General features: G+C 32.7%; 33 protein-coding genes. 3 read left to right on the top strand and 30 right to left on the bottom strand.

Annotated features, from left to right (window positions below):
* The 11 genes from CD035_RS14150 to CD035_RS07770 form a co-directional block, all read right to left on the bottom strand.
* Positions 1–404, bottom strand: a 404-nt coding sequence (locus CD035_RS14150) for an AbgT family transporter (protein WP_229412536.1), incomplete at its 3' end; no start/stop codon positions are given.
* A 410-nt stretch (positions 405–814) separates the two neighbouring features.
* Complete coding sequence (locus tag CD035_RS07725) at positions 815–1525, bottom strand: FadR/GntR family transcriptional regulator (RefSeq protein ID WP_048541020.1); 711 nt, start codon at positions 1523–1525, stop codon at positions 815–817.
* Positions 1526–1604: 79 nt separating this feature from the next.
* Positions 1605–1973, bottom strand: a complete 369-nt coding sequence (dhaM, locus tag CD035_RS07730; RefSeq protein WP_048541021.1) for a dihydroxyacetone kinase phosphoryl donor subunit DhaM — start codon at positions 1971–1973, stop codon at positions 1605–1607.
* A 2-nt stretch (positions 1974–1975) separates the two neighbouring features.
* The gene (gene dhaL, locus CD035_RS07735) at positions 1976–2551 is read right to left on the bottom strand and encodes a dihydroxyacetone kinase subunit DhaL (RefSeq protein ID WP_048541023.1); all 576 of its coding nucleotides are present in this window, start codon (positions 2549–2551) and stop codon (positions 1976–1978) included.
* Between the two features lie 12 nt (positions 2552–2563).
* Positions 2564–3529, bottom strand: coding sequence for a dihydroxyacetone kinase subunit DhaK (gene dhaK, locus CD035_RS07740; RefSeq protein ID WP_048541025.1), 966 nt, complete (start codon positions 3527–3529; stop codon positions 2564–2566).
* Positions 3530–3784: 255 nt separating this feature from the next.
* Positions 3785–5440 (bottom strand): alpha-glucosidase, encoded by a 1656-nt coding sequence (locus CD035_RS07745; protein ID WP_048541313.1) that lies wholly within the window; start codon positions 5438–5440, stop codon positions 3785–3787.
* Positions 5441–5454: 14 nt separating this feature from the next.
* A complete protein-coding gene (locus CD035_RS07750; RefSeq protein ID WP_048541027.1) occupies positions 5455–6459 on the bottom strand; it encodes a LacI family DNA-binding transcriptional regulator in 1005 nt (334 codons plus the stop codon).
* 15 nt (positions 6460–6474) lie between these two features.
* Positions 6475–7317, bottom strand: coding sequence for a sugar ABC transporter permease (locus CD035_RS07755; protein WP_048541029.1), 843 nt, complete (start codon positions 7315–7317; stop codon positions 6475–6477).
* Entirely contained in the window at positions 7317–8585 is a 1269-nt protein-coding gene (locus tag CD035_RS07760) for a sugar ABC transporter permease (protein WP_103354225.1), read from the bottom strand. Before CD035_RS07760 ends, CD035_RS07755 begins: the two co-directional genes overlap by 1 nt.
* Positions 8586–8593: 8 nt before the next feature.
* Positions 8594–9847, bottom strand: coding sequence for an extracellular solute-binding protein (locus tag CD035_RS07765; protein ID WP_048541032.1), 1254 nt, complete (start codon positions 9845–9847; stop codon positions 8594–8596).
* Positions 9848–9888: 41 nt separating this feature from the next.
* A complete protein-coding gene (locus CD035_RS07770) occupies positions 9889–10989 on the bottom strand; it encodes an ABC transporter ATP-binding protein (protein WP_048541034.1) in 1101 nt (366 codons plus the stop codon).
* 249 nt (positions 10990–11238) lie between these two features.
* On the opposite strand from CD035_RS07770, the gene CD035_RS07775 reads away from it, so the two are divergent.
* On the top strand, positions 11239–11697 hold the full coding sequence (locus tag CD035_RS07775) for a MarR family winged helix-turn-helix transcriptional regulator (protein ID WP_048541036.1): 459 nt from the start codon (positions 11239–11241) through the stop codon (positions 11695–11697).
* The gene (locus tag CD035_RS07780) at positions 11690–13126 is read left to right on the top strand and encodes a YhgE/Pip domain-containing protein (protein ID WP_080964674.1); all 1437 of its coding nucleotides are present in this window, start codon (positions 11690–11692) and stop codon (positions 13124–13126) included. The genes CD035_RS07775 and CD035_RS07780 overlap by 8 nt, the downstream gene beginning before the upstream one ends.
* A gap of 443 nt (positions 13127–13569) precedes the next feature.
* Here CD035_RS07780 and CD035_RS07785 read toward each other — a convergent pair whose 3' ends face one another.
* From CD035_RS07785 to CD035_RS07795, 3 genes are read right to left on the bottom strand one after another with little or no spacing between them, the layout of a single operon-like run.
* On the bottom strand, positions 13570–14574 hold the full coding sequence (locus tag CD035_RS07785; protein ID WP_048541041.1) for a zinc-binding alcohol dehydrogenase family protein: 1005 nt from the start codon (positions 14572–14574) through the stop codon (positions 13570–13572).
* Between the two features lie 18 nt (positions 14575–14592).
* Entirely contained in the window at positions 14593–15033 is a 441-nt protein-coding gene (locus CD035_RS07790; protein WP_048541042.1) for a GNAT family N-acetyltransferase, read from the bottom strand.
* 19 nt (positions 15034–15052) lie between these two features.
* Positions 15053–15256 carry a DUF1272 domain-containing protein gene (locus tag CD035_RS07795; protein ID WP_048541044.1) on the bottom strand — a complete coding sequence of 68 codons (204 nt, stop codon included), beginning with the start codon at positions 15254–15256 and terminating at the stop codon, positions 15053–15055.
* 87 nt (positions 15257–15343) lie between these two features.
* Between CD035_RS07795 and CD035_RS13940 the strand changes: the two genes are divergently transcribed.
* The gene (locus CD035_RS13940; protein WP_167401693.1) at positions 15344–15487 is read left to right on the top strand and encodes a hypothetical protein; all 144 of its coding nucleotides are present in this window, start codon (positions 15344–15346) and stop codon (positions 15485–15487) included.
* Between the two features lie 21 nt (positions 15488–15508).
* Here CD035_RS13940 and CD035_RS07800 read toward each other — a convergent pair whose 3' ends face one another.
* The 16 genes from CD035_RS07800 to rpsM form a co-directional block, all read right to left on the bottom strand.
* Complete coding sequence (locus CD035_RS07800; RefSeq protein ID WP_048541045.1) at positions 15509–15970, bottom strand: DinB family protein; 462 nt, start codon at positions 15968–15970, stop codon at positions 15509–15511.
* Positions 15971–15987: 17 nt separating this feature from the next.
* Complete coding sequence (locus CD035_RS07805; protein ID WP_048541315.1) at positions 15988–16359, bottom strand: VOC family protein; 372 nt, start codon at positions 16357–16359, stop codon at positions 15988–15990.
* Positions 16360–16439: 80 nt separating this feature from the next.
* Entirely contained in the window at positions 16440–16649 is a 210-nt protein-coding gene (locus CD035_RS07810) for a helix-turn-helix domain-containing protein (RefSeq protein ID WP_048541047.1), read from the bottom strand.
* Between the two features lie 10 nt (positions 16650–16659).
* The gene (locus CD035_RS07815) at positions 16660–17139 is read right to left on the bottom strand and encodes a hypothetical protein (protein WP_048541048.1); all 480 of its coding nucleotides are present in this window, start codon (positions 17137–17139) and stop codon (positions 16660–16662) included.
* Positions 17140–17270: 131 nt separating this feature from the next.
* Complete coding sequence (locus CD035_RS07820) at positions 17271–17948, bottom strand: YjjG family noncanonical pyrimidine nucleotidase (RefSeq protein ID WP_048541050.1); 678 nt, start codon at positions 17946–17948, stop codon at positions 17271–17273.
* A 108-nt stretch (positions 17949–18056) separates the two neighbouring features.
* Positions 18057–18884, bottom strand: a complete 828-nt coding sequence (locus CD035_RS07825; RefSeq protein ID WP_048541052.1) for an RCC1 domain-containing protein — start codon at positions 18882–18884, stop codon at positions 18057–18059.
* Positions 18885–19100: 216 nt separating this feature from the next.
* Positions 19101–19493 (bottom strand): 30S ribosomal protein S9, encoded by a 393-nt coding sequence (rpsI, locus tag CD035_RS07830; RefSeq protein WP_025906473.1) that lies wholly within the window; start codon positions 19491–19493, stop codon positions 19101–19103.
* Positions 19494–19512: 19 nt separating this feature from the next.
* Positions 19513–19950 carry a 50S ribosomal protein L13 gene (gene rplM, locus CD035_RS07835; protein ID WP_025906474.1) on the bottom strand — a complete coding sequence of 146 codons (438 nt, stop codon included), beginning with the start codon at positions 19948–19950 and terminating at the stop codon, positions 19513–19515.
* Positions 19951–20159: 209 nt separating this feature from the next.
* Entirely contained in the window at positions 20160–20963 is an 804-nt protein-coding gene (gene truA, locus CD035_RS07840; RefSeq protein WP_048541054.1) for a tRNA pseudouridine(38-40) synthase TruA, read from the bottom strand.
* 10 nt (positions 20964–20973) lie between these two features.
* A complete protein-coding gene (locus CD035_RS07845) occupies positions 20974–21771 on the bottom strand; it encodes an energy-coupling factor transporter transmembrane component T family protein (RefSeq protein WP_048541056.1) in 798 nt (265 codons plus the stop codon).
* A complete protein-coding gene (locus tag CD035_RS07850; RefSeq protein ID WP_048541058.1) occupies positions 21764–22627 on the bottom strand; it encodes an energy-coupling factor transporter ATPase in 864 nt (287 codons plus the stop codon). Before CD035_RS07850 ends, CD035_RS07845 begins: the two co-directional genes overlap by 8 nt.
* The gene (locus CD035_RS07855) at positions 22624–23430 is read right to left on the bottom strand and encodes an energy-coupling factor transporter ATPase (protein WP_048541059.1); all 807 of its coding nucleotides are present in this window, start codon (positions 23428–23430) and stop codon (positions 22624–22626) included. The genes CD035_RS07850 and CD035_RS07855 overlap by 4 nt, the downstream gene beginning before the upstream one ends.
* A gap of 329 nt (positions 23431–23759) precedes the next feature.
* Positions 23760–24125: a 50S ribosomal protein L17 gene (rplQ, locus tag CD035_RS07860; protein WP_025906481.1), complete on the bottom strand. Its 366-nt coding sequence runs from the start codon at positions 24123–24125 to the stop codon at positions 23760–23762.
* A gap of 16 nt (positions 24126–24141) precedes the next feature.
* Positions 24142–25086: a DNA-directed RNA polymerase subunit alpha gene (locus tag CD035_RS07865; protein ID WP_025906483.1), complete on the bottom strand. Its 945-nt coding sequence runs from the start codon at positions 25084–25086 to the stop codon at positions 24142–24144.
* An 82-nt stretch (positions 25087–25168) separates the two neighbouring features.
* Complete coding sequence (gene rpsK / locus CD035_RS07870) at positions 25169–25558, bottom strand: 30S ribosomal protein S11 (RefSeq protein ID WP_025906484.1); 390 nt, start codon at positions 25556–25558, stop codon at positions 25169–25171.
* A 22-nt stretch (positions 25559–25580) separates the two neighbouring features.
* Positions 25581–25907: 30S ribosomal protein S13 (gene rpsM, locus CD035_RS07875; protein WP_103354230.1), on the bottom strand; the 327-nt coding region annotated here is incomplete at its 5' end.

Here is a 25907-nt window from a genome sequence, read left to right on the forward strand (position 1 = left end):
ATAATACCTACAAATATAATAATTGGTACAATGATTTTTCTAGGTGCTTTCTGAACAACTTGTATCATTAACTTATCAAAATACCCCGTCTTTTCAGCAACACCTATCCCTAACATAACTGCTAGTACTAAGCCTAATGCGGGAAATTCTGAAAAATTCGTGATAGATTCACTAATAATTTTTCCGAAACCTTCTCTAGAAATTAAATTTGTAACTTCTACAGTCTTTCCAGTTGCAGGACTTTCAACTTTTATGTGAAATAATGAAATAAACCAAGACAGAAATATTAACGCTGCACATAAGAAGAAAAATAGTATACTTGGATCTGGTAATCTATTACCTGCTCTTTCTATTAAATTAAGAAATCTATTTATGATTGAAACCCTTTCTTTTGTTTGGTTCATATGTGATCCTCCCATCAGTAAATTAAAAACAGTATATCAAATAGCACTTATTTTTTGAAGGTTCTGATAATTTTACAAATATTTTTATAACAAGTCTTTATATAAAATTTTATATCGCATTTAAGTGTAAATTTGGCATCTTTTTTTAAGAATTAACATTGATAAAGTGCACCGTTGACCTTATACTAAGTATACAGATGATAAGTTGTAATAAATGTACTTCATTTTCGAATAGACATCATGCAATTTATTATTAACTGTAAGAAGTCTTTATATATGATTATGAAATGGAACGGATGGGGTTACATACCCTAAAGCGATAAGCCTCCTGAAGCTTATCGCTTTTAATTTTGCATAAAATAAGAAACTGCTATCATGTCTCTGTTAGACATTAATAGCAGTTATCATCATCAAGTATTATTGTTCTGTTTTTTAATATTACTAAGTACAACTTTCTCAACTTCTTCTAAATGAAATGCCATCTTATGTTGCGCAAGCTCTGCATTTTGAGATTTAATAGCTTCAAAAATTTCTTTATGCTCATTATATAACTTCTCGATTGATTTACTTTTCGTATATAAATAAATCCTTCTCGTTTCTTTCATTGTATGTCTCATGATTTCAGATACATTTAACAATAATTGTTTAAGCATATCATTTTTAGCCGCTTCTACTACAGCTAAATGAAATTTCAAATCAGAAGCTTCTCCTAATTCATTGTCTTGAATGGCTTGTTTCATATCTTTTAATGCAGATTCAATAGCATGCAAGTCATCATCTGTTCTTTTTTCTGCTGCTAGTCTTGATACACCGACTTCAACAATTTTACGGACTTCTAGTAAATTTTCAATATCTTTAACGTCTCCATTGATTGCTTCGATATTAAAATAAACTTCTTCTCTTTCAACGATGAAAGTACCTTGCCCGTGTTTAATTTCAACATAGCCCATTGCTCTTAACGCATTCAATGCTTCTCTTATCGTTGCTTGTCCTACCCCAAAACTTTCAGATAAAGCCTTTATAGATGGTAAGCGGTCTCCTATTTTCAAACGACCTTCATTAATATCTAATATGATGACATCTGCAACTTTTTCGTATAATTTCTTGTTCGATATCTTCATTCTTCTTTCTCCACCTTGTTAAAATCATTAGTAGAGCAATTATATCATTTAAAATATATTTCATCTTAAAGAATTTAAATTATTGATGAAATTCTCTTTTAATACTTTCCATTGCTTCTTCTAATGTTGCACCTGTTGATAAAGATACACTTGCTAAAAATGCACCTTCTACAATGGGACCGTCTACTTTGTACAATTTATGTTCACCATCATATAAGTCTAACGCCATTTCTAAATTCATTTCAGATGAACCAATATCGTAAAATAACAATGCATCTTCAGTTAATGCATCAATCACTTCATTAACCGTATCAATACTTGTGCCGATTTCACCTTCATTTGTCCCACCTTTTGCGATAACTGTAACACTTGGAGACATTTGTTCCAATAATGCTTTTACACCTTGTGCGATATCGTTACTATGACTAATAATACCTATTGTCGCCATATTTACACACCCTCACTTAAAGCTTTTAATACATAAACCATACTTTGAGCACCAGGATCTATATGTCCTATAGAATCCTTTTTGAAATAGGCTGCTCTACCTTTAGTTGCTTCTAAATCTTTAGTATCTTCAGCGAACTGTTGCAACACATCTTCAGATAATGAATCGCCATTCGATAAGTGATCTGAGGCTTTTAATAACACATCATACATTGTTTTTTCGCCGCCTGTTACTTTACCTCTAGCTGCAACTGCATCTTTAAAAGTATTTATATATTCTAATAAATTATCAGAAGTGATTTCGTCATAATCTAGACCTGCCATTTTAACAAAGCTAAATCCATACAGTGGACCTGATGCACCACCTACTGAACTCATTAAAGTCATGCCAGTAGATTTCAATATATTACTCACTGTATCTCCTGTAACTTTTTCGTCCACTGCTTTAAATCCGCGCAACATATTAACACCATGGTCGCCATCACCGATTGCTCTGTCTAATTGCGTTAAATTTTGTTCTTCTTGTTCAAACGTATGACTTAAATCTTTAAGTTTGTTTAACAATGTTTCTGCGTTCATTTAAAATGCCTCCTATTTAAAATATTTACTTTCTGTCGGTGCGTTAAATGCTTCTTCAACTTCTTGTTGATAAGGCACTAATGTAATAGAAAATCCTTGCATATCGAGTGCAGTCATATAATTACCAACAAAATATTTTTTAACCTCTAATTCATTTTGCTCTGCATATTCATTAAAATAATGCGCGATGATTGCAAGTTCTGAATCTGGTGTCGCACCCATACCATTAATCATAACGATTAATGATTTATCAGAAACTTCCTTTTCAAGTTCATGCATTAAACGGTTAATGATTTTATCGATTGTTTCAATATTTTCTTGATAAATACCACGTTCACCATGAATACCAATACCAATCTCCATTTTATTATCATCTAAATCAAATCCGTATTGACCAGTTGTTGGTACTAAACAAGGATAAATGGCCATTCCAATCGTTCTAATATTTTCAATAAATGATTCTACTTTTTCTTTAATAGTTGCTAAATTATTTCCATTATCAGAGAGATAGCCGGCATACTTATGAACAAGAACTGTACCTGCTACACCTCTTCTATCTTGTTCATTTTCAATAGAAATATCATCACGTACGATAACTGATTGGCAAGATATACCTTCCATTTCTGCCATCTCTTGCGCCATTTCAAAGTTCATAACATCTCCGGCATAATTCTTAATGATTAATAAGACACCTTCATCAGTCGCGACATGTTTAATCGCTTCGAGAATTTTATCTGGTGTAGGAGAAGTAAAGACTTCACCACATACAGCTGCATCTAACATACCTTCAGCAACATATCCAGCATGTGCAGGTTCATGACCAGATCCACCACCAGAAACTAAAGCAACACCACTCTTTTTAACATTTTTACGAACGACAACATTGTCACTAATAATTTCAACTGAGTTATCCATTACTTCGATTCCCTTAAGCATATCCGCTACAAAGTTTGTTTTTTCATTCATTAATTTCTTCATAAAATGACCTCCCGTCTAAATTCTATGTTTTCTATTCCATTATAAAACGTTTAGATAGGTAAGCGTTAACAATATGAGTTAATAAGAGATGATAATTTAAGTTTGAGCTTGTATGTGGCGCTTACGGACAGAATTCCGAGAAATATCCCTAAGAGAGTACCCATCTTATTACCATTATTCTGAATTATGGTTGATACATTACCATCCACAACTAAAAAATCCGAGATAAAGCCTGTTGTCCCGGATTTCAACTTATTATTCTTCTATTCGATACACTCTAGTTTCAAATGGTTCTAATTCGTTGGTATCTTCTATCGTTATATAGTTGTGCAATAATAACTTACTTTTTTCTATATTAAGTGGATATGTGATAGTAGCTTTTTCGCCTGTTAAGTTACTCATAATAATAACTTCTTCGTTATCTAATATGCGTTTATAGCTATAGATTTGTTTATGATCTTTATCGACTAGTTCGTATTTACCGTAATTAAACACGTCATAATCTTTTTTCAATTGAATCAAACGCTTATAATAATTTAATACAGAATGCTCATCTTCTAACTGATCTGCTACGTTGATTGTTTTGTAATTTGGATTTACGAGGAACCATGGTTCTGTTGTGGAAAATCCTGCATACGCACGATTATCCCACTGCATCATTGATCGAGAATTATCTCTATTTACTTTACTCAAATTATTTAATAAAGATGATGTATCTTCTCCATTTTGTTCTTTCAATTTAATTTCATTTTTAACAGAAACATCATTAAAATCTTCTAATGATTCAAACGGATAGTTCGTCATCCCTATTTCTTGTCCTTGGTAAATAAATGGTGTGCCTTTTTGTAAGAAATAATTTGTCGCATGACTTGTTGCACTTTCATACCAATAATGCTCATCATCTCCCCAAGTTGAAACGAGTCTTGGTTGATCATGATTTTCGATAAATAGTGCATTCCATCCTACACCTTCAAGTTGGTCTTGCCATTTAGACATGATATTTTTATATTGTATAACATCAAATCCACTATCTTCTGTATTCCATAATCCTAAATGTTCGAACTGAAAAATCATATTAAATATACCATTATCAAAGCCTACCCAATCATTCGCATCATCAGGACTGACACCATTTGCTTCACCTACCGTCATAATGTCATATTTATTGAATGTTTCATCTCTCAATTCACGTAAATGATTTAATATACCTGGTCTATTCGTATAACGTTCAAATGCTGCTTTATACTGTTCATCACCAGGTTCTACTGGTATGTCGCCATCTTCAAATGATTTTTGAATATGTGTAATCGCATCTACTCGGAAACCATCGATACCTTTATCAAACCACCAGTTAATCATATTATATAATTCCGAACGGACCGCTTCATTCTCCCAATTTAAATCTGGTTGTTTTTTACTGAAAATGTGCAAGTAATACTCATCTGTTTCTTCAGTTCTTTCCCAAGCTGAACCGTTGAATATACTGCCCCAGTTATTAGGTTCTTTACCGTCTTTTCCTTCTTGCCATATATACCAATCTCTTTTAGGATTGTCTTTACTCGATTTAGACTCGATAAACCATGGATGTTCATCTGATGTATGATTGATGACTAAATCCAATATGAGTTTCATACCTTTATCGTGTGTCTCTTTTAAAAGTAATTCAAAGTCCTCCATCGTACCAAACTCATCCATAATGTCTTGATAATCACTAATATCATAGCCATTATCATCATTAGGTGATTTAAATATTGGTGAAACCCAAATCACATCTATACCTAGATCTTTCAAATAATCTAACTTTTCTCTAATACCATTTATATCACCAATACCATCATTGTTAGAATCATTAAAACTTCTAGGATAAACTTGATAACATACCGCTTCTTTCCACCAAATTCGTTCCTCCATCATTTAGTCACCTCTTATTTTATCGTTGATTTTCTCTCTATTATATCTGTTGGAATAATCGTATTTTTTCTTAAAATATTAGGATTCTCAATCAGTTTAATTAATGCTATACCTGCTTCCTCACCTAAATGTTCAGGATAAATATTTACAACCGTTTGAGGTGGTGAAGCAAAAGTATTAATAAATGAATCATTAAATGTTGCTGTCATCACTTCATCTGGCACTCTTATATTAAGTTCATATAATGAGCTTAATAAATTAATATTGATCATGCTATCTGATGTAATAATCGCTGTAGGGCAAGCCGCAGTTTCTTTCATTTCTTTAATGATTGCTAATATTTCATCTCTATTAGGATTTGCATGATAAATTTCATATTGATTAATACCATGTTTATCGCAAGCTTTCTTAAAGCCTTCTACCCTATCCAATGCAACAGCATATGAATCTGGTTCAGCTATAAAAGCTATATGTTCATGCCCTTTTTGAATCATAAATTCAGTTATCATTTGGCTTGCTTCGACATTATCATTGTCGATATGAATAATTTCTCTTTCACCTAGTTGTTTACCTACAACAACAAACGGAAATTGATATTTTTTGAGTAGTTGTGTAACAGGATCATTTTCTTTTGAATAAAGCATAATAAAGCCATCTATTGATTTAGATTTAATGAGATTTTCAACTTCAACTAATAAGTCAGCTTGTTCAACTGATGTTGTCATAATCGTAGAATATTCTCTTTGTTTACAAGCAATTGATATCCCCATCAGAACATCTGTAAAGAATGGATTTTGTGTCATTTCTTTAGAAGCTGATTTTAAAATTAAACCAATCGTTTTAGATTTTTGTGTTACAAGTGTTCTCGCGGCAATATTAGGTTGGTAGCCCAATTGCTTCATCACAGCTTTAACTTTCTTTGATGTCTTATCACTTATACTTTTATGTCCACTAATCACTCTTGATACTGTTGATGGTGCAACATTTGCTTCTTTCGCAACATCTTTTATTGTAACCACGAGATCACTCCTTTATTATCCTTTTGTAGCACCTGCCGTTAAACCAGTCACTAAGTATCTTTGTAATAATAAGAATACGATAGAAATTGGTATTGCAATCATCATTGCCCCAGCAGCAAATACTGTAAAGTTGTTTCCGAATTTATCATTTATAAAATTAAATAATCCGACTGCTAGTGTGTATTTTTCAGGACTTCTTAATAATATTCTTGGCAGAATAAAGTCCATAAACGGTCCCATAAAATTAAATAGTGCAACAACTGCTAGAATCGGTTTAGCTAACGGTAACATAATTGTGAAAAATATTCTCATATGTCCTGCACCATCTATTTTAGCAGATTCATCTAATTCTTTAGGGATTGTATCGAAATATCCTTTTACTAAGAATGCATTCATCGGAATGGAACCACCTATATAAATTAAAGTAAGACCAAATAGTGAATCTAATAAGCCTATTGTATTTAATAAGATATAAATTGCTACCATTGCCATCAATACAGGGAACATTTGTAAAATTAAAAATGCAATCAGTCCGTATTTTCTACCGACAAAACGATATCTTGAAAATGCGTATGACGTTAAACCAACAAAGATCACTGAGAATAATGCATTAGCCGTCGCCACGATTAAAGTATTCTTATACCAAGTGAGGTAGTCACTTGATGGATCAGTTAGTAAATAAATATAATTTTTCAAAGATGCATCTTTCGGAATCATCGAAGAACCATAAAGATTAGAACCTGAGTTGAGTGATAATCCTAAAGTCCACAGTAATGGATAAATAATGATAATAAACATAATAATCAAAATGCCATACATGGTAATCGCTCTTAATATATTTTTATTCTTCTTATTCATTAAATATCCCCCTCATCTTTAAAAGTACTCGTCTTTCTAAATTGTAAGAATGCAATAATGGCAATAAACACGCCAATAATTAATGAAATCGTTGCAGCCATATTATAATTTTGCATATCAAATGTTAATCGATAAACCCATGAAATTAAGATATCTGTACTACCTGCATTCTGACCAGAAACAGGTGGACCACCTTTATTAAATAAGTAAATTAAATTAAAGTTATTAAAGTTTCCTGCGTATTGCATAATTAATAATGGTGCAGTCGCAAATAAAATATGTGGAAACGTAATATTTCTAAATTTTTGCCAACTTGATGCCCCGTCCATATCTGCCGCTTCATACCAGTCTGATGAAATACTTTGTAGAACACCTGTGAATAAAGCAAATACGAATGGGAATCCAAGCCATACTTGAATTAATATTAAAGCAACCTTTGCCCAGAACGGATCATTTAACCATGCTGGTGCAATACCAAATAATGGTTGTAAGATATCATTATTAATCGAACCAAAATCATCATTAAAAATGGCAGCAAAGATTAATATTGTCACAAACGATGGCACTGCCCAAGGTAAGATTAATACTGTTCTAATTAGCTTTTTAAATCTAATAAGTGGATGATTAACAATAATAGCTAGTAATAACGCTAACGCGATTTGTAAAGTAGTCGCTACTAAAGTCCAAACAATCGTCCAAGTTAATACGTTAAAGAATGTTGTCTTCCAAATAGGTACCGTAACTAATGATTTAAAGTTATCAAATCCTACCCATTCTAATAAATGTCTAGGTGGTGCATTATATAAATTGTAGTTTGTAAAAGCTAAAAAACACATGAATAAAAGTGGAAATACGACAACAAATATTAATAAAAAGATACCCGGTGATATTAATAAATATGGGAAAGTCTTATCCCATGTTGCCGTCATTCGACCTTTACGATCTTTAATTTCAAATCCTTTATTATATTGATCTGCATTACGATAAGCATCTATGATATTCACGACATATAAAGTGATCGCAAATGCAATTAATAATAACGAAATGATACCTTGTGCTAATAGAACCCTTGAATCATCTAATTTAGGCACTGTACCTAAAGTGAATAATCCCCAGAATCCAATATTCATAAATTGATAAAATACTGAAATAAAACTAATAAAAAATACGATAAATATACTACCTTTTATATATCTTTTATTATAGAACTGGCCAATACCTGGAATAATCGATAGCATGGCTGCTAATTTTGGATTTCTCATTTTCACACCTTCTTTTATTTTTTAGATGCATTCATAATTTCTACTTGTTCATCAATACCGTTTTTCGCTTCATCAAGTGCTTCTTTAGGATCTTTACCGTTGGACATAAATACTGCTGCATTTCCCATCGGATCCCATACTTGACTCATCTCTGGAATATTTGGCATTGGAATAGCATTTTGAGCTTGTTCTTCATATGGCTTTAATAATTTATTTTTAGAAGAAACGTCTGTACGACCTGTAATTTCTTGCATTTCATCTGTATATTTCTGCATATTATCTTTATTTGTTAAATACAGCATTAAGTTTTTAGCCCAGTATTTCTCTTCACTATATTCGGATATAAACCAACCTCTTACCCCTAGGAATGGTTTCATTTCTTTACCATTATCAGTTGGGAAAGTTGCTGTTCCGAAATCATCGCCAAGTGCTTCTTTAAACTCATTCGTTTGCCAAGGTCCTGTAACAAACATGCCTACTTTGCCTTCTTTAAACAGTCCAACAATAACATCTTGATTAGCTGACTTCGTAATATAACCTTTGTCATACCAAGATTGTAATCTCTCTCCATTTTTTACGACAGATGGATCATTTACTGCAACATCATTTGTATTAAATCCATCTTTTTCTTCTTTAAATATGTATCCGCCTTTTGAGAATAAAAATGGATAATTAAAGTAGAAGTTCTTTGCATCAAACATAAATCCATATTGCTTTTTATCTTTATCCGTTACATCTTTTGCGATTCTTTCAACATCATCCATCGTCTTTGGTGGTGTCTTAACGAGTTTCTTGTTATAGACAACAGCCGTTGATTCTACGATAACGGGTAATGCTAACTGTTTACCTTCATAATTTAAAGCTTGTAAAGCTTCTTTGGAATAACCTTTCAATTCTTCATCTGTAAAATCAATTTCTGCCGCTAATCCTTGTAAATATGCATCACCTGCACGGTCATGCGGTTGAAAGAATAAGTCAGGTCCATTACCTGAAGGACCATCAAGCGATAAGTTATCTACTTGATCATCTTGAGCTGTATTTTTAAGAATGACTTTAATACCTGTCCTTTTTGTATAATCTTCCGTTACTTTCTTGTAAAAAGACATTTGTCTATCGCCATCTACCCACATCGTAAGTGACTTAGGTTTGGCTGTTTTTTCATCATCGTTAAGTGCTTTATCAATATCTTCTTGTGTTCGATTAGGACCACAACTTGCAAGCAATAATGTCACGAGTAATATTGAGCAAATTTTTATTAAATGTTTCATCTAATCCCCTTCTTTCATTAATTGTTGATTCACTCAATAAATTAATTTTTTATTTTTTCTCCAGTTTCCTTATCAAAGAAGTGACATTTATTTAAATCTAAAGCGAGCTCAATTTCATCATTTGGATGAATCACTGTTCTAGCATCTAACTTGGCACATATTTCTTCATCGTTAAATAATCCGTGGATCATAATTTCAGAACCTAATAACTCACTAACAAGTACTTTAGTTTTGAAGGTTACATCTTTATTAGCCTTGATAAATACAGGTTCATCATGAATGTCTTCTGGTCGAATACCGAATCGTATCGTCTTGCCATCATAGCCGTTATGATTTAACATGCGTGCTTTACTTTCATTTAATTTAATCACTTGATTGCCAATCACTAACTCGTCTTTATTAACCTTTGCGTCAAAGATATTCATTGCAGGTGAGCCAATAAATTGTGCAACAAACTCATTCTCAGGTGCATCATATACTTCACGAGGTGTACCTATTTGCATAATATCGCCATCTTTTAAGACAACAATACGTGTTGCCATCGTTAAAGCTTCTGTTTGGTCATGTGTGACATAAATCGTTGTAGTTTGTAATCGTTCATGCAACTTTAATATTTCCGTTCTCATTTGAACTCTTAATTTCGCGTCTAAATTAGATAAAGGTTCATCCATTAAGAATACTTTCGCATCTCTTACAATCGCTCGACCTAATGCGACCCTTTGTCTTTGACCACCTGATAAAGCTTTAGGTTTTCTTGGTAAGTATTCTTTTAATCCAAGAATTTCAGCTGCGTATTGAACCCTTTTATCTATTTCTTTTTTATTCATTTTTCGTAGTTTAAGACCAAACGCCATATTGTCATAGACTGTCATATGTGGGTATAATGCATAATTTTGAAAGACCATTGCGATATCTCTATCTTTCGGTGCGACATCATTCATTCTTCGATCATCAATTGAAAAATTTCCTGATGTAATGTCTTCTAATCCTGCGATCATTCTCAAAGTTGTAGACTTTCCACACCCTGATGGACCAACGAAAACAATAAACTCTTTATCTTTAATATGTAAGTTAAAATCATGTACTACAGTATTACCTTTGTCGTAAGTCTTCTTTATATTCTCTAATTTCATTTCAGCCATAGATAAACCCTCCATAATTGTAATCGCTTTCAAAATTTAATATAGATTTATCATATGTGTAAAAAGTTAAAAAGTCAACAATTTTATGCAAACGATTGCATTGTTGTTTTCCAACAATATGAGTCATTTATTTTCAAAAGAAAGCCTTTACATGCAAACGATTGTATCTTTTTTGAGTTAAACTTCTTGCAATTATAGTACATAGGGTGTACTATACTCTTTGTATTAAGTACAGGAGGTGTACTAATTATGGAAGAAGAATTAAAAAAAGCTTTTAACCTATTCCAAGAATCCATCATTAATATACACAGTGAAGTTGCAAAGATTTTAAATAACTCTGGATTAGATGAAGTAGTTTCTAAAGAACAATATCAAACTTTAAAAATTATTAAAGATTTTCCTAGATGTACATACAGTTTTATTGCTGCTAAACAAGGTGTCTTTAAAACTGCTATATCAAACAGAATTAATAAATTGAAGAACCAAGACCTCATTGCAATTCAGCAAGGCGAAGATAAGAGAGAGAAATCTGTTATGCTAACGGATAAAGGTTTCGAACTTGTAAAGCGTACTGAAGATGTTATTTACGAAACATTTAATCGTAAACTGTCTTCTCACTTTTCAAACGATGAGATTATAACGTTTGTTAAACAATTAGAGAAAGCTAATAAACTTATAACAGGAAAGGACAATGTTAATCATGTTTGATGATATAAAAAATTTATGGACACATAAGTTTCTACTCGTATCACTTATAGCAATTATGCTTATTCCACTTATTTATAGTTCAGTATTTGTAGGTTCATTATGGGATCCATACGGAAAGACGGATTCATTAAAGATATCTGTAGTGAATAGCGATAACGGTGGAAGAATCAATGGTGAAAAGGCAGACATCGGTAAAGACGTAGTAGATAAATTAAAAGACAATGATAAATTTAAATGGGAATTTGTTTCTCAAAAAACTGCTGACAAACATTTAGAACATGGTGAATCATATGCTGTCATTTCTATACCAGCTGAAACGACTAAAAATGCAGGTTCTATGTTAGACAAAAATCCTAAAAAAATCGACTTAAATGTCAAAACGAACCCTGGTTATAGTTACACTGGTTCACAAATCGCATCTAAAGCTACTACAGCTGTTGAAGATAACTTAAGTGAATCTGTTCGTGAGAAATATATTTCAGAATCATTTAAAGGTATGAATAAATTAACAGATGGTTATAAAGATACTTCTAAAGCACTTGGACAAATGTCAGATGCAGAATCTCAACTCATTGATGGTAATAAACAAGTTGAGTCTGGATTAGAACAACTTGCTCCAATGGCTGGCGCAGAAGGACAACAACTTTTACAAGGCAGTATGAAAGTATCTCAAGGTTTAAATGATTTACAAGCTAATAACGATAAATTAAAAGCAAATATTGATAAAGCTATTAAACAATCAGATGATAAATACTTTGAAGACAAAAATGTTAAAGCAATCAATAATCCAGTCGTATCAAACGAGGATGATTTAACAGAAGTTAATAACTATGGTCAAAGCTTTGCGCCATATATCCTATCATTAAGTTTATATGTAGGTGCAGTTGCATTCTCAGCAGTTTACCCTATTGATAAACGAATTGGTGATTCTACAGGATTCAAATGGTGGTTAAGTAAGTTTGCAATATTCATGATGCAAGCTTTAGGTTCAGCATTAGCACTAGCGGTACTATGTTTATACGGATTTGAAATTGATATCGCCAATCCAGGACACTTCACTTTAACACTTATCTTATGGAGTATTGCAGCATATATGATTGTGACATTCCTAACAGTAGTATTAGGTAATATCGGTAAATTCTTAGCGATTATACTATTAATCTTACAATTAGGATCAAGTGAAGGTACATTCCCAATAGAATTATCAGGTAAGTTCTTCCAAGACTTACACCCATTCTCTCCAATGAGTTATGTAATCAAAGCATTAAGAGAGAATATCTTTAACTTCACAAGTGACGTAACTTATGGACAATCAATGCTTATAATAGGACTTATCGCAATCGTATTCGCAGCACTAACATTACTTGTATATGTAATACGTTCTAAATATCCACACTTAAGACGTATCGCAAACGAAAACGATTATTAAGATGTAGAAAAGCACAACCTCGCGTGAGGTTGTGCTTTTTTTGTAGTTTATTTTAAGTAGTGACGGCTCCGTTAGTTACACTTCGGCTGACTTTTGTAATTATAGACCACCATAGTTACATTTCCGGCAACTTTTGTTACTATAGACCACCATAGTTACATTTCCGGCAACTTTTGTTACTATAGACCCCCATAGTTACATTTCCGGCAACTTTTGTAATTATAGACCCCCATAGTTACATTTCGGCTGACTTTTGTTACTATAGACCCCCATAGTTACACTTCGGCTGACTTTTGTAATTATAGACCCCCATAGTTACACTTCCGTCGACTTTTGTAATTAACACACCCGTTATGAACTAGTTTGGACGAAAGTGTTCGTAACACCCTCGTTATAAACAAGTTTGACCAGAAGTGTTCGTAACGAAATCTCTATTAGTACTGTTAATATTCTATTACTATTTTACCAATACTTTTTCCTTCTTCTATTAAACGATGTGCTTCTGTAATTGTTTCTACGCTTAATCCTTTTAATGTCTTGTTTACAGTTGTTTTAATCGTACCTCTATCTAATAAGTATGTTAACTTTCTCAAATATTCATGATGTGCGATCATGTCGTCTGTTTCGTATTTTGGTCTAGTGAACATAAACTCAAATGAGAATGTCACACTTTTATCTTTTAATAAATTTAAATCTACTTTATCCATAAAATTAACAAGTGCTACGATTTTTCCTCTTGGCTTTATCATTTCTGCCATTACATTAAAGTAAGCATCACTACTATGCGTATTAAAGATATAATCTACTTGATTAATTTTATGTGCTCTTAATTCATCTGGTAAATGGTGTTTATGATTGAGTACTATATCAGCACCCATTTTCTCTGACCATCTTCTTGTTTCTTTACGTGATGCAGTCGTGATAACTGTTAGCCCCAAATGTTTCGCAATTTGAGTAGCTACAGAACCTACGCCACCTGCACCATTAATAATCAGTAATTTCTTATCTTTATTATCTTCAGTGTTAGATGAAATATTTAGTCCTTCTAATAATGCTTCAAATGACGTTAGTGCAGTTAAAGGTAAAGCTGCTGATTCAACGTAAGATAAGTGTTCTGGTTTAATGCCCACAAGTCGTTCATCAACTAATTGATACTCTGCATTCGATCCTTGTTTCGTATTTGTGCCGGAATAATAGACTTCATCACCTACATGAAATAATTCTACTTCTTCTCCGACCGCTTCAACGACACCTACTGCATCATAACCTAATATTTTAAATTCCCCATCAGATGTATTTCTTGATTTCGTATCTATAGGATTTATACTCGCAGCTTTCACTTTCACTAAAATATTTCTTTCTTTAGCTTCTGGAACTGGTATATCTCTTTCTTCAAATTCGTTTGATACTTTCAAATCAAAACTGTTACTAAAACCAATTGCTTTCATCTAAAAGTCACCTCTTGTTTATAAATGTTTATGATAATAGTTATGTTCATCATCAATTTGCATGCCTAATTTTTGATATAAACGATTACCAGCTATATTTGATTTTTCGGTTTCTAAATATATTGTCTCATATCCACTTTCTTTCCCATAAGTAAATGCTTGATTCATTAATTGTTCTCCAATTCGTTGACCTCTCGCATCTGCTGTTAAAAATAAATCATTAATAAAAAGTAGGTTTGACATTTTCATTGATGACAACATCTTGTATAGTTGTACAAATCCTAGCACTTGCTCATTCGCTTCAGCTATAAATATAACAGCATCTTCACGAGAAACATTTCTATATATAAATTCATACGTCGTCTTTATATCTGATTGTTGACCAAAATGAACACGATAGTCATCAAATACAGCAATAACTTTCTCTATCTCATTGAGTTGTAATCTTCGAATATTCAATCCATCACCTCATTTATCATTAACGGTCTCCCATTACAGTTTTAGTATCAGCTTTTGCTTTTGGACGAACGACAAGTTCACCATTACATTCTGGACATACATAATATAAATTTTCAGCGCATTCTCTGCAGTATGTTGTTTCTTGAACACATATAAAAGCATTACTTTTCTTATGAAATTTATAACCACATTTTTCGCAATTCGGTTTCATCTCTAAAGCCATTTCAATCACTCCATAAAAATATGTTAGTATATACATAATTATCATATCACTTTTAAGTACATAAAATGAATTTTAAGGTGTGATTCTATGGAAAAAGAATTCGTAGGTAAATGTGCAAAATGCCAAACAGATATTTATTGTAATAGTGGCTTTATAGAAGGTGTCGTGCAAGAAGATAAAACATTATTATGCTTTGACTGTTCTAACAAAAAAGAGAGAAAAGAAACTTAATCGTTTCTCTTCTCTCTTTTATTATACGCCTTGATCTAATTTATCTAACATTGATTTCATCAACTTAATTTGACCAGTATGATAATTCGTATGCAATATGCCAAATGGAATTGTTTCTGCAAATGTATCCATATTCGCTATCGGTGCTTTTCTAGATTTGTCCATTTGTTCATCAAGTGCATTTAATATTCTTTCTAGTTGTTGATTTAATATGCCTTTTAATTCTTGGAAAGTTGGTTCAACACCTGTAAAATCCTGTGGTGAAGTACCTGGTGAGAATGATTTACCTAACTTTTCACCGAGTATATTACCTTCTTCACTTGTACCAAAGACAAATGATTCATTTGCCACAATTACGTGACCAAGTTGCCATTTAATATTATTTTTTGCTAACTCCAGTTGAAAATCCGCTTGTTTCTCATCTATATCTTTGACAACATCAGATAGCATACTATAAGAAATTCGGAACTGCGCTTCTATCATTTCAATTCCCTCCGTTTTTACTCAGTAATCGCAAAATAATTACCTTGTTTATCATGAAAATTAAATACTCTACCCTCAGGCATTTCTATAATATCATGACCAGTTAATCCTCGTTCTTTTAACGACTTATATAATTCATCAAAATTCGAAGCTTTAAACATTAAAGAAGGTGTTTCTAAACTCACTTCAGGACTGTACTTTTCAATAAAAGCTTTATCAAATAATACAAATGACGTTTCAGCATCTTCACTAGGCGCAATTTCTACAGACTTGAAACCTTCAGGCAACTCATCTTCAGACTTCACAACAAAGTTCATTACATCCTTCCAAAATTCAACAGCCTTTTCTTGATCATCAACATATAACATGACTTGATGTAACTTTTCAATCATACATATCACCTTCATTCATTTAATATATTTAGAATACGCTTTATACGATTCAAGTGCAAAAATAACAAAGTTTAACTTCACTCTGCATCCTTTTCATAAACCATGATGTCACCAGGCTGACAATCCAAGTATTCACATATTGCTTCTAGCGTACTAAATCTAACAGCTTTAGCTTTTCCAGTCTTTAAAATAGATAAATTTGCAATCGTAATATCTACCTCTTGAGCAAGTTCAGTCAGAGAAACATGCTTTTCTTTTAATATTTCATCTAATTTAATTTTTATCATCTTGTCACCCTTAAACAGTCAAATCATTTTCTTTTTTTATTGATTTAGATTCATTATAAATCGTAAGGAAGTTTAACATCATTAAAGAAATATTCAACAATAATACCGTTGTAAATGGTGCAGTATTTAATAACTCTTTATATGTTACATCCACCCCAATATTGTTTTTCATAGTATTTAACGTAGCATATATCATAATAATGATTGAAGAATAGAATATTTTATTGTAATTCCCAGAATTAAAGAAGTCCTTTTCATTGATATTTTTTAGAAAACTTAGAACAAATATAAAGAAAACTACTGTTAACAACGATTGAATAGTAAAGCATATTAAGTAATAGAATACGCCATCCTTTAAATTAAATGCTGTACTTACAGGTACTTTGATAAAGAAACGTACAAGAACAAGACCCAGCATCAAAGTATTAATGATCATTGTAATTATCGTAATCATATAAGTACGTTTTTCAGTTTTGCTAATTTTACTCATCGAAACCTCTCCCTTTTATCGTTTTTCAATAAAAGTTTAACACCTTTTTTATTGTTTATCAATAAAAATTATCGTTTTTCGATAAAAAATGAGCATAAAACAGTCTGACTGCTTTATGCTCGAATAAATTTTTATTTACATATATCCTTTAACGCTTCTAAATGATTAATAACATACGTTGCAATATCGCCGTTACTAAGATTTTGATGGTCAAAGTAACATGAATCAATACCATATTCATTAGCACCAACAATATCAGATGTTAACGTATCTCCTATCATTAAATAATGTGCAACATCGTCGTCTTTAACACCACTTAAACAATGGTCGAAAAATTGTTTATGAGGCTTTTCAAATCCAATTTTCTCAGAAATAAAATGATCATCAAAATAATCAAAAATACCTGCATCACGCATGCGTTTCATCTGAGTTTCATAAACACCATTAGAAGCACTATAAAGATGATAACCCGCTTCTTTCAAATAACTTAATATATCTCTCGCACCATCAACCAGCTCATGATTATCATTCAACGTCTTTCTAAAAATAGCCTCTTTAGCACGCGCATCAACATTTAAATCAAACAGCTCAAAAAACTCTTTAAAACGAGTCGTTAACACCTCATCCTTCGAAACCTTGCCCTGCTCAAGCTCTAACCATAAACGCTTATTAATATCCTGATACTGTTTAAAATTCAAATCATTAAACACAATACCTTCAGATTCAAAAATCACCCTAATCGCTTCCCTTTCACCAGCATTAAAATCTAATAACGTATTGTCCAAATCAAATAAAATATGTTTATACATCGAAAAATCCCCTTTTAGTCTGTAAGGTTATGGAATATATTATACCATTTCATATAAAAACACTCCTCGAAGTTGTTCGAAAAGTGTTTTAAAGTTATACAATTTACATTACAAGTTAATCCATTCATTATTTCCAGCTATTAAAATTTCTTCATCTTTATTCATTCCAATAGTATAGTCTGATCCTGCACTTACACAAATGATATTTTCCCATTCAGTTATATCACATTGTCCATTATCATTCTTACCGGTTGCTACTACTTTTCCTGATTGAGTTAACCCTACAGAATGATAACTACCTGCTGAAATATATACGATATTCTTCCATTCTTCTATATCACAAGTAGCATATTTATTATCTCCTGTTGCTATAACTGTTCCATCTTGTTTTAATCCTAATGAATGTAGATATCCTGCTGAAATTTGTTTTATATGGTTCCAGTCTGAAACGTTAATCTGTCCTCTTGTGTTATTACCAGTACCAACAACTGTACCATTTATAGACAAACCTAATGTATGCCAATCTCCAGCAGAAACTTGAATGATATTATTCCAAGAAGATACATTACATTGACCTTCAGTATTTCTCCCAATTGCTTGTACACTGCCATCTTTCAATATACCTACTGTATGCATCCAACCACAATCGATATCTATTACATTTTGCCAATCATGTACGTCAATTTGTCCATGCTGATTATTCCCGCTTCCAATAACTGAACCACTATGCATTAATCCTACTGAATGTGTATTACCAGTATTTCTTGCTTTATGTACATTCCCAGCACTAAGTAGCTTAATATTACGCCATAAATCAACATTGCATTGGCCATTTTTATTATTACTTTCAGCTATTACATTATTATTCTTCTCACGAATAAGCACGTGTCTTGAACCTGCAGAAATACGTTTATACTGATCTATCAATACATTCATAATATCTCCTTAATTGAACTTTTATTAAGAATAAACTTTCTTGAAATCATTATAACTTCAATCAGTATGACAACCTCAATACAACTAGTCCATAAAAAAACACTCCTCGAAGTTGTTCGAGAAGTGTTGAAACGAATATTCCGTTGAACACAAATTGCATATACAATTTGCGTACCAAATCTGTAAGCGAACAAGTTCGCAACAACTTTGGCAATATTAACGTTTTGAGAATTGTGGTGAACGACGAGCACCTTTAAGACCAGGTTTCTTACGTTCTTTCATACGTGGGTCACGTGTAAGTAATCCAGCGCGTTTTAATGATCCACGGTATTCTGGATCTGCTTCTAACAATGCACGTGCAATTCCGTGACGGATAGCTTGTGCTTGTCCAGTGAAACCTCCACCTTGAACGTTTACTAAAACATCGTAGTTACCTTTTGTTTCAGTTACATCAAATGGTTGGTTTAAATCTAAAATTAATGATTCAAATGGTAAGTAGTCACGTACGTCACGTTTGTTAATTGTTACGTTACCTTCACCAGGTACTAAACGTACACGTGCTACTGAATGTTTACGACGACCTGTGCCTTTATATTCAACTTGTGCCAATGTAGTATCCTCCTCTTAATTAACCACGTAACTCGTAGTTTTCAGGTTGTTGTGCAGCATGTGGATGCTCTGCACCAGCATATACGAATAATTTTTTACCTTGTTTTTCACCAAGTTTGCTCTTAGGTAACATACCTTTGATAGATGTTTCTAATAAACGAACTGGGTTTTTCTCTTTTAATTCACCAGCAGATACTGATTTTAATCCACCTGGGTGATTTGAGTGACGGTAGTAAATTTTATCTTGTTCTTTATTACCTGATAAGTAGATTTTTTCAGCGTTAATGATGATAACGTTATCTCCTGTATCAACGTGTGGTGTGTAAGTTACTTTATGTTTACCGCGTAAGATTGATGCGATTTCTGATGATAAACGACCTAACGTTTGTCCTTCAGCATCAACAACGTACCATTTGCGATCGATGTTTGCTTCATTAGCCATAAATGTTTGACGCATTATAGTGTCCTCCTAAATTTTAAAAAAGTTCTGGGTTAAGATGTATGTAATTACCTGTACCAAAGCTTCATACATACATCTTATTTCCTTAGTCTGATTCCTGCTTCTATATCTTAAAACACAATAAGATTCCGGGGCTTATCGTGGTGGTGATATAAAACAATACCGTTGTCTATAATATAATTTATTTGTCTTTTTGTCAATTGGTTTTAAACATTTTCTGAAGACTTTTTATTATATATTTTGATATCATTTCCGAACTCATTAATAAGTTCTGCTTTATCTAAATAAATTTTTTCTAAATATAGACCATGTGCTGGTGCTGTATGTGGTACTTTATTTCGATCTTTTTCTTCAAGAAGCTGATGAATATCATCACCGCTTCTCTTCCCTTCACCGACGAGTATTAAATAAGCGACCATCACTCTTACCATATTGTATAAAAAGCCTGATCCTGTAACGATAAATTCAAATCCATCATCTGTTTCAACGACTTCACTTTGATAAATTGTACGTTCTTTATTTTGTACTTCAGTCTTTTGTGAACAGAAACTTGTAAAGTCATGTGTACCTATAAAATGTTGTGCAGCTTGATTCATCAAATCAATATCAACGGATTTCTTTTGTTGTACTTTTGTGTCATGTTCAAATACATGTCTTTCTGGATCGATATAAACTTTATAACGATATTTCTTACCTACACAATCATACCTACAGTGAAAGTCTTCATCAATTTGTTCTACACTTTGTACATGTATATCTTTAGGTAATGCCGAATTAAAAGCATATTCCCATTTATCTGGTTTAATATTTAATGGTGTATCAAAATGAAAATACTGCTCTATGGCATGCACGCCTTTATCCGTTCTACTTGAAGGATGTATTCTTACAAATGTTTGATGCATTCTTTTTAGAATTCTCTCAAATTCATATTGCACAGTTCGTTCATGATGTTGAATTTGAAATCCCATAAACTGTCCACCGTGATATGAAATTTTCACTAACATTCTCAAAGTCTGCACCTCAATTCCTTAATAAATATAATGCTATTGCTACAACAATAATTGTTGCGAATCCAATACTATCTCTTAGTTTCCATTTTAATTTACGATAGGTTGTTCGTTGATTTGAAGCGTTATAACCTCTAGTTTCCATAGCCACTGCTAAATCATCTGCTCGTTTAAACGCCGATATAAACATCGGAATGAGTAGCGGAATAATAGCTTTTAATCTGTTAAATATACTACCTGCTGTTACGTCAGATCCTCTAGATGTTTGTGCTTTTATGATTCTATCTAATTCATCCATTAATGTTGGGATAAATCTAAGAGATATGGACATCATCATTGCGAGTTCATGGACTGGGAACTTAACCTTTTTTAATGGTCTCAACATTGATTCTATTGCATCTGTTAAGCTTATCGGACTTGTTGTTAACGTCATGATTGTAGAAATCATCACTAAAAGCGCAAGTCTTAAAACGATAAATGCACCTTGTACAATACCATTTTGTTCAATTGTGAATAGCTTTAAATCAATGATGACTGGTCCGCCTTTCGTCACAATTAAATGCATGATGAACGTAAAAATAAACAGCAGCATTACAGGTGTTAATCCTTTAATTAAGAACCAGAATCTTATTTGTGCTAAATACATGATGATTAATACAGTTAACACCATAAAGCCATAAGATGCCCATGAATTACAAAAGAATATTAATATCATAAATATAAATACATACAGCATTTTCATACGTGAATCTAATCGATGGATAATTGTATTACCAGGTATGTATCGCCCGATTATTAACTTATCAGTCATGAGGCTTCACCTGCTTTTCATACATATCTTTAAACATCTCTTCACTTGTCGCGATTTGATCAAACTTCATATCATATTTAGCTTCAACTGCTTGTTGAAGTTTAATAATATTAGGTGGTTCAAGATGCGTTTGATTCAGAAGTTCATTATTTGTAAAAATATTAACTGGCTTATCTTCTGCAACGATTTCACCAGCTTTAATGACTTTAACTTCATCCGCATATTTAAGTACGATATCCATTTGGTGTGAAATTAAGATAACCGTAATACCGAGATTTTCATGGATGTCATTGAAGAGTTCCATCATATCATGTTGCCCTTTCGGATCTAAGCCCACTGTAGGCTCGTCAAGGACAAGTATTTCAGGTTCCATAGCTAATACACCGGCAATGGCTATACGTCGTTTCTGACCACCTGAGAGCTCAAATGGAGATTTCTTTAATAAGCTACGATCCATGCTTAACAAATCCATAAGAGATTCTGCTTTTTGAATAGCTGCTTCTTTATCCGTACCGTAATTGAGCGGTCCAAAAATAATATCTTTTTCAACTGTATCTTCAAATAATTGATGTTCTGCAAATTGAAAGACGATACCAACTTTTTTACGCACTGGCGCTAATTTCTTTGATTTCGTCTTCTTCGTAATGTTCGTATCACCGATTGTTAATTGTCCCTCTGTCGGCTTTAATATAGCATTTAAATGCTGAATTAATGTTGATTTACCAGAACCTGTTTGGCCTACAATGGCATAAAATTTAGATTCTGTGAATGTCGTCGAAACTTGATTTAAAGCTCTATATTGATATGGTGTCTTTATACTGTAGTCATAAGTGACTTGATCAAACGTTATTTTCATATTCGATTCACCAACTGTTCGAATGTTGTATATTCATAATTATGATTGAGCAAGTAGTTCATTCTCATAGCAAAAGGTAAGTCTAAACCAATTTCAGTTAAATAGGCACCTTGCTTAAATATTTCTTCAGGTATGTCTTGTTTATAAACTTCACCTTTATTCATCACAATAATTTCATCAGCATTAACAGCTTCTTCTAAATCATGTGTAATAGAGATAACTGTTAAGTGATGTTCACTTTGAATAGATTTAATTAAGTTCATAATACTTTCTTTACCTTCAGGATCAAGCATTGCTGTCGCTTCATCTAAAATCATAATATCTGGTGACATTGCTAATATGCCTGCAATAGCGACACGTTGTTTCTGTCCACCAGAAAGATGACTTGGTTCGAATGTTTTCATGTTTGACATGCCAACTTCTGTTAATACCTCATCAACTATTTCATGCATAACGTGATAGTCTATACTTTGATTTTCCATACCAAATGCTACATCATACTCTACAGTTGAACCAATAAATTGATTATCAGGATTTTGAAATACAATACCTACATGTCTTCTCACTTCATCAATTGTATCGTTCGACAGTAAGATGCCATCAACTACGATTTCACCTTCATAATTTTGGTTAATACCCATCATTAATTTAGCAATTGTAGACTTTCCTGAACCATTATGTCCGACAATAGATGTCCACTTGCCTTTTTGTATATTAAACGAAACATCGCGAAGTGCAGCTGGTTCATTTTCATCATATTTAAATGTAACGTTCGAGAACCTAATCAAATTTTCCTGCACCATAACATTCATCCTTCAACAAGTTAATTACTATATATTTTACAGTATACATACGAAATTGTAAGCATTAATTACTTTAAACATACTAACTATTATAAAATAAAATGCAATAAAAAAAATCCGTATAAACGGATTTAAAATAAAAAAGCGCGCACTCCACCATAGACGAGTTCACGCAATAAGTCATTCAAATGTGGTGGAGTACTCTGAGCTAGACAATATCTATGTGTGGTAAACATTATCATTGCACTCATTTGCTTTGTGTGTGTTAAATAAATTGTATTTATATAGAAATGATTGAAGTGACTTTCGTCACTCCAATAAAGAATAGATTATACTAATTCAATAATTACTGATTCAGCACCGTCACCGCGACGTGGACCAACTTTCATGATACGAGTATATCCACCTTGACGCTCTTCATAGCGTGGCGCAACATCATTGAATAATTTTTGTAATGCAGTGATTGTTTTGTCATCTTCTAAGATTTTAACGTCACGAATCGTTTGAGCAGCTCTACGACGTGAAGCTAGATCACCTTTTTTACCTAAAGTAATTAAGTTATCAACAACTTTACGAACTTCTTTAGCACGAGCTTCTGTAGTCTCGATACGTTCAGAAACGATAAGTTGAGTAGCTAAGTCACGTAACATTGCTTTACGTTGATCAGAAGTACGACCTAATTTTCTGTAACCCATGAATTAACCTCCTTTATTAGTCTTCTTTTCTTAAACCAAGACCAAGATCTTCTAATTTATATTTAACTTCTTCAAGAGACTTACGACCTAAGTTTCGAACTTTCATCATATCTGCCTCAGATTTGTCTGCTAATTCTTGTACAGAATTAATTCCTGCACGTTTTAGACAGTTATAAGAACGTACTGATAAGTCTAATTCTTCGATAGACATTTCAAGTACTTTTTCTTTTTGATCTTCTTCTTTTTCAATCATGATTTCAGCATTTTGTGCTTCATCAGTTAAATTAACAAAAATGTTTAAGTGTTCAGTCATGATTTTAGCACCTAAAGAAACAGCTTCTTGAGGAGATAACGAACCATCTGTCCAAACATCGATTGTTAATTTATCATAATCACTACTTTGCCCTACACGTGTATTTTCAACTGTATAGTTCACACGATTTACTGGAGAATAAAGTGAGTCGATTGGAATGACACCAATTGGCAAATCACTTGTGTTATTTTGTTCAGCTAAAGCATATCCGCGACCTTTATTAGCAATTAAGCGCATCTTAAGGTGTCCACCTTTAGAAACTGTTGCAATTTTTAAATCTGGATTTAAAATTTCAACATCACTGTCATGCATGATATCTTTCGCAGTAACTTCACCTTCATCTTTAATATCGATTTCAAGTGTTTTATCTTCTTCAGAGTAGATTTTTATAGCTAATTTCTTGATGTTCATAATGATAGTAGTAACATCCTCAACTACATTTTCAACTGCTGAGAATTCGTGAAGTACACCTTCAATTTCGATATTTTTAACTGCCGCACCTGGTAATGAAGATAATAGGATACGACGTAAGGAGTTGCCTAGTGTTGTACCATAACCACGTTCTAGCGGTTCAACAACGAACTTACCGAATGTAGAATCATCACTAACTTCTATTGTTTCAATTCTAGGTTTTTCGATTTCAATCATTTAAATATATCCTCCTTATAAACGTCGATTAAACTTTATTAATTTCTATCCAGTGACTCTTGAACATTAGAACTAACAAAAATTATACACGACGACGTTTTGGTGGACGACATCCGTTATGTGGAACTGGTGTTACGTCTTTAATTGCTGTGATTTCTAATCCAGCTGATTGTAACGCACGGATCGCTGATTCACGACCTGGGCCAGGACCTTTAACTGTTACTTCTACAGTTTTCAAACCGTGTTCCATAGCAGCTTTTGAAGCTGTTTCTGAAGCCATTTGAGCTGCAAAAGGTGTTGATTTTTTAGAACCTTTAAATCCTAACGCACCTGCTGAAGACCATGATAATGCATTACCGAAATCATCAGTGATCGTTACGATTGTATTGTTGAATGTTGAACGGATGTGAGCTACACCACTTTCAATATTCTTTTTAACTCTACGTTTACGAGAAACTTGTTTACGTGCCATTTATATGTGCCTCCTTTACTTATTATTTTTTCTTGTTCGCTACTGTTTTAACTGGTCCTTTACGCGTACGCGCATTGTTCTTAGTGTTTTGACCACGAACTGGTAAACCACGACGGTGGCGAATTCCACGGTATGAAGCGATTTCCATTAAACGTTTAATGTTTAAGTTTCTTTCACGACGAAGGTCACCTTCAACTTTGTAACCATCTACAACTTCACGGATACGACCTAATTCGTCATCAGTTAAATCGCGAACACGTGTGTCTTCAGATACGTTTGCTTCTTTAAGAATTTTTTGTGCTGTTGTTTTTCCGATACCATATACGTAAGTTAACGAGATTACTACGCG

Origin of the sequence: Mammaliicoccus sciuri (genome assembly GCF_002901825.1) — a bacterium.
GTDB lineage: Bacteria > Bacillota > Bacilli > Staphylococcales > Staphylococcaceae > Mammaliicoccus > Mammaliicoccus sciuri.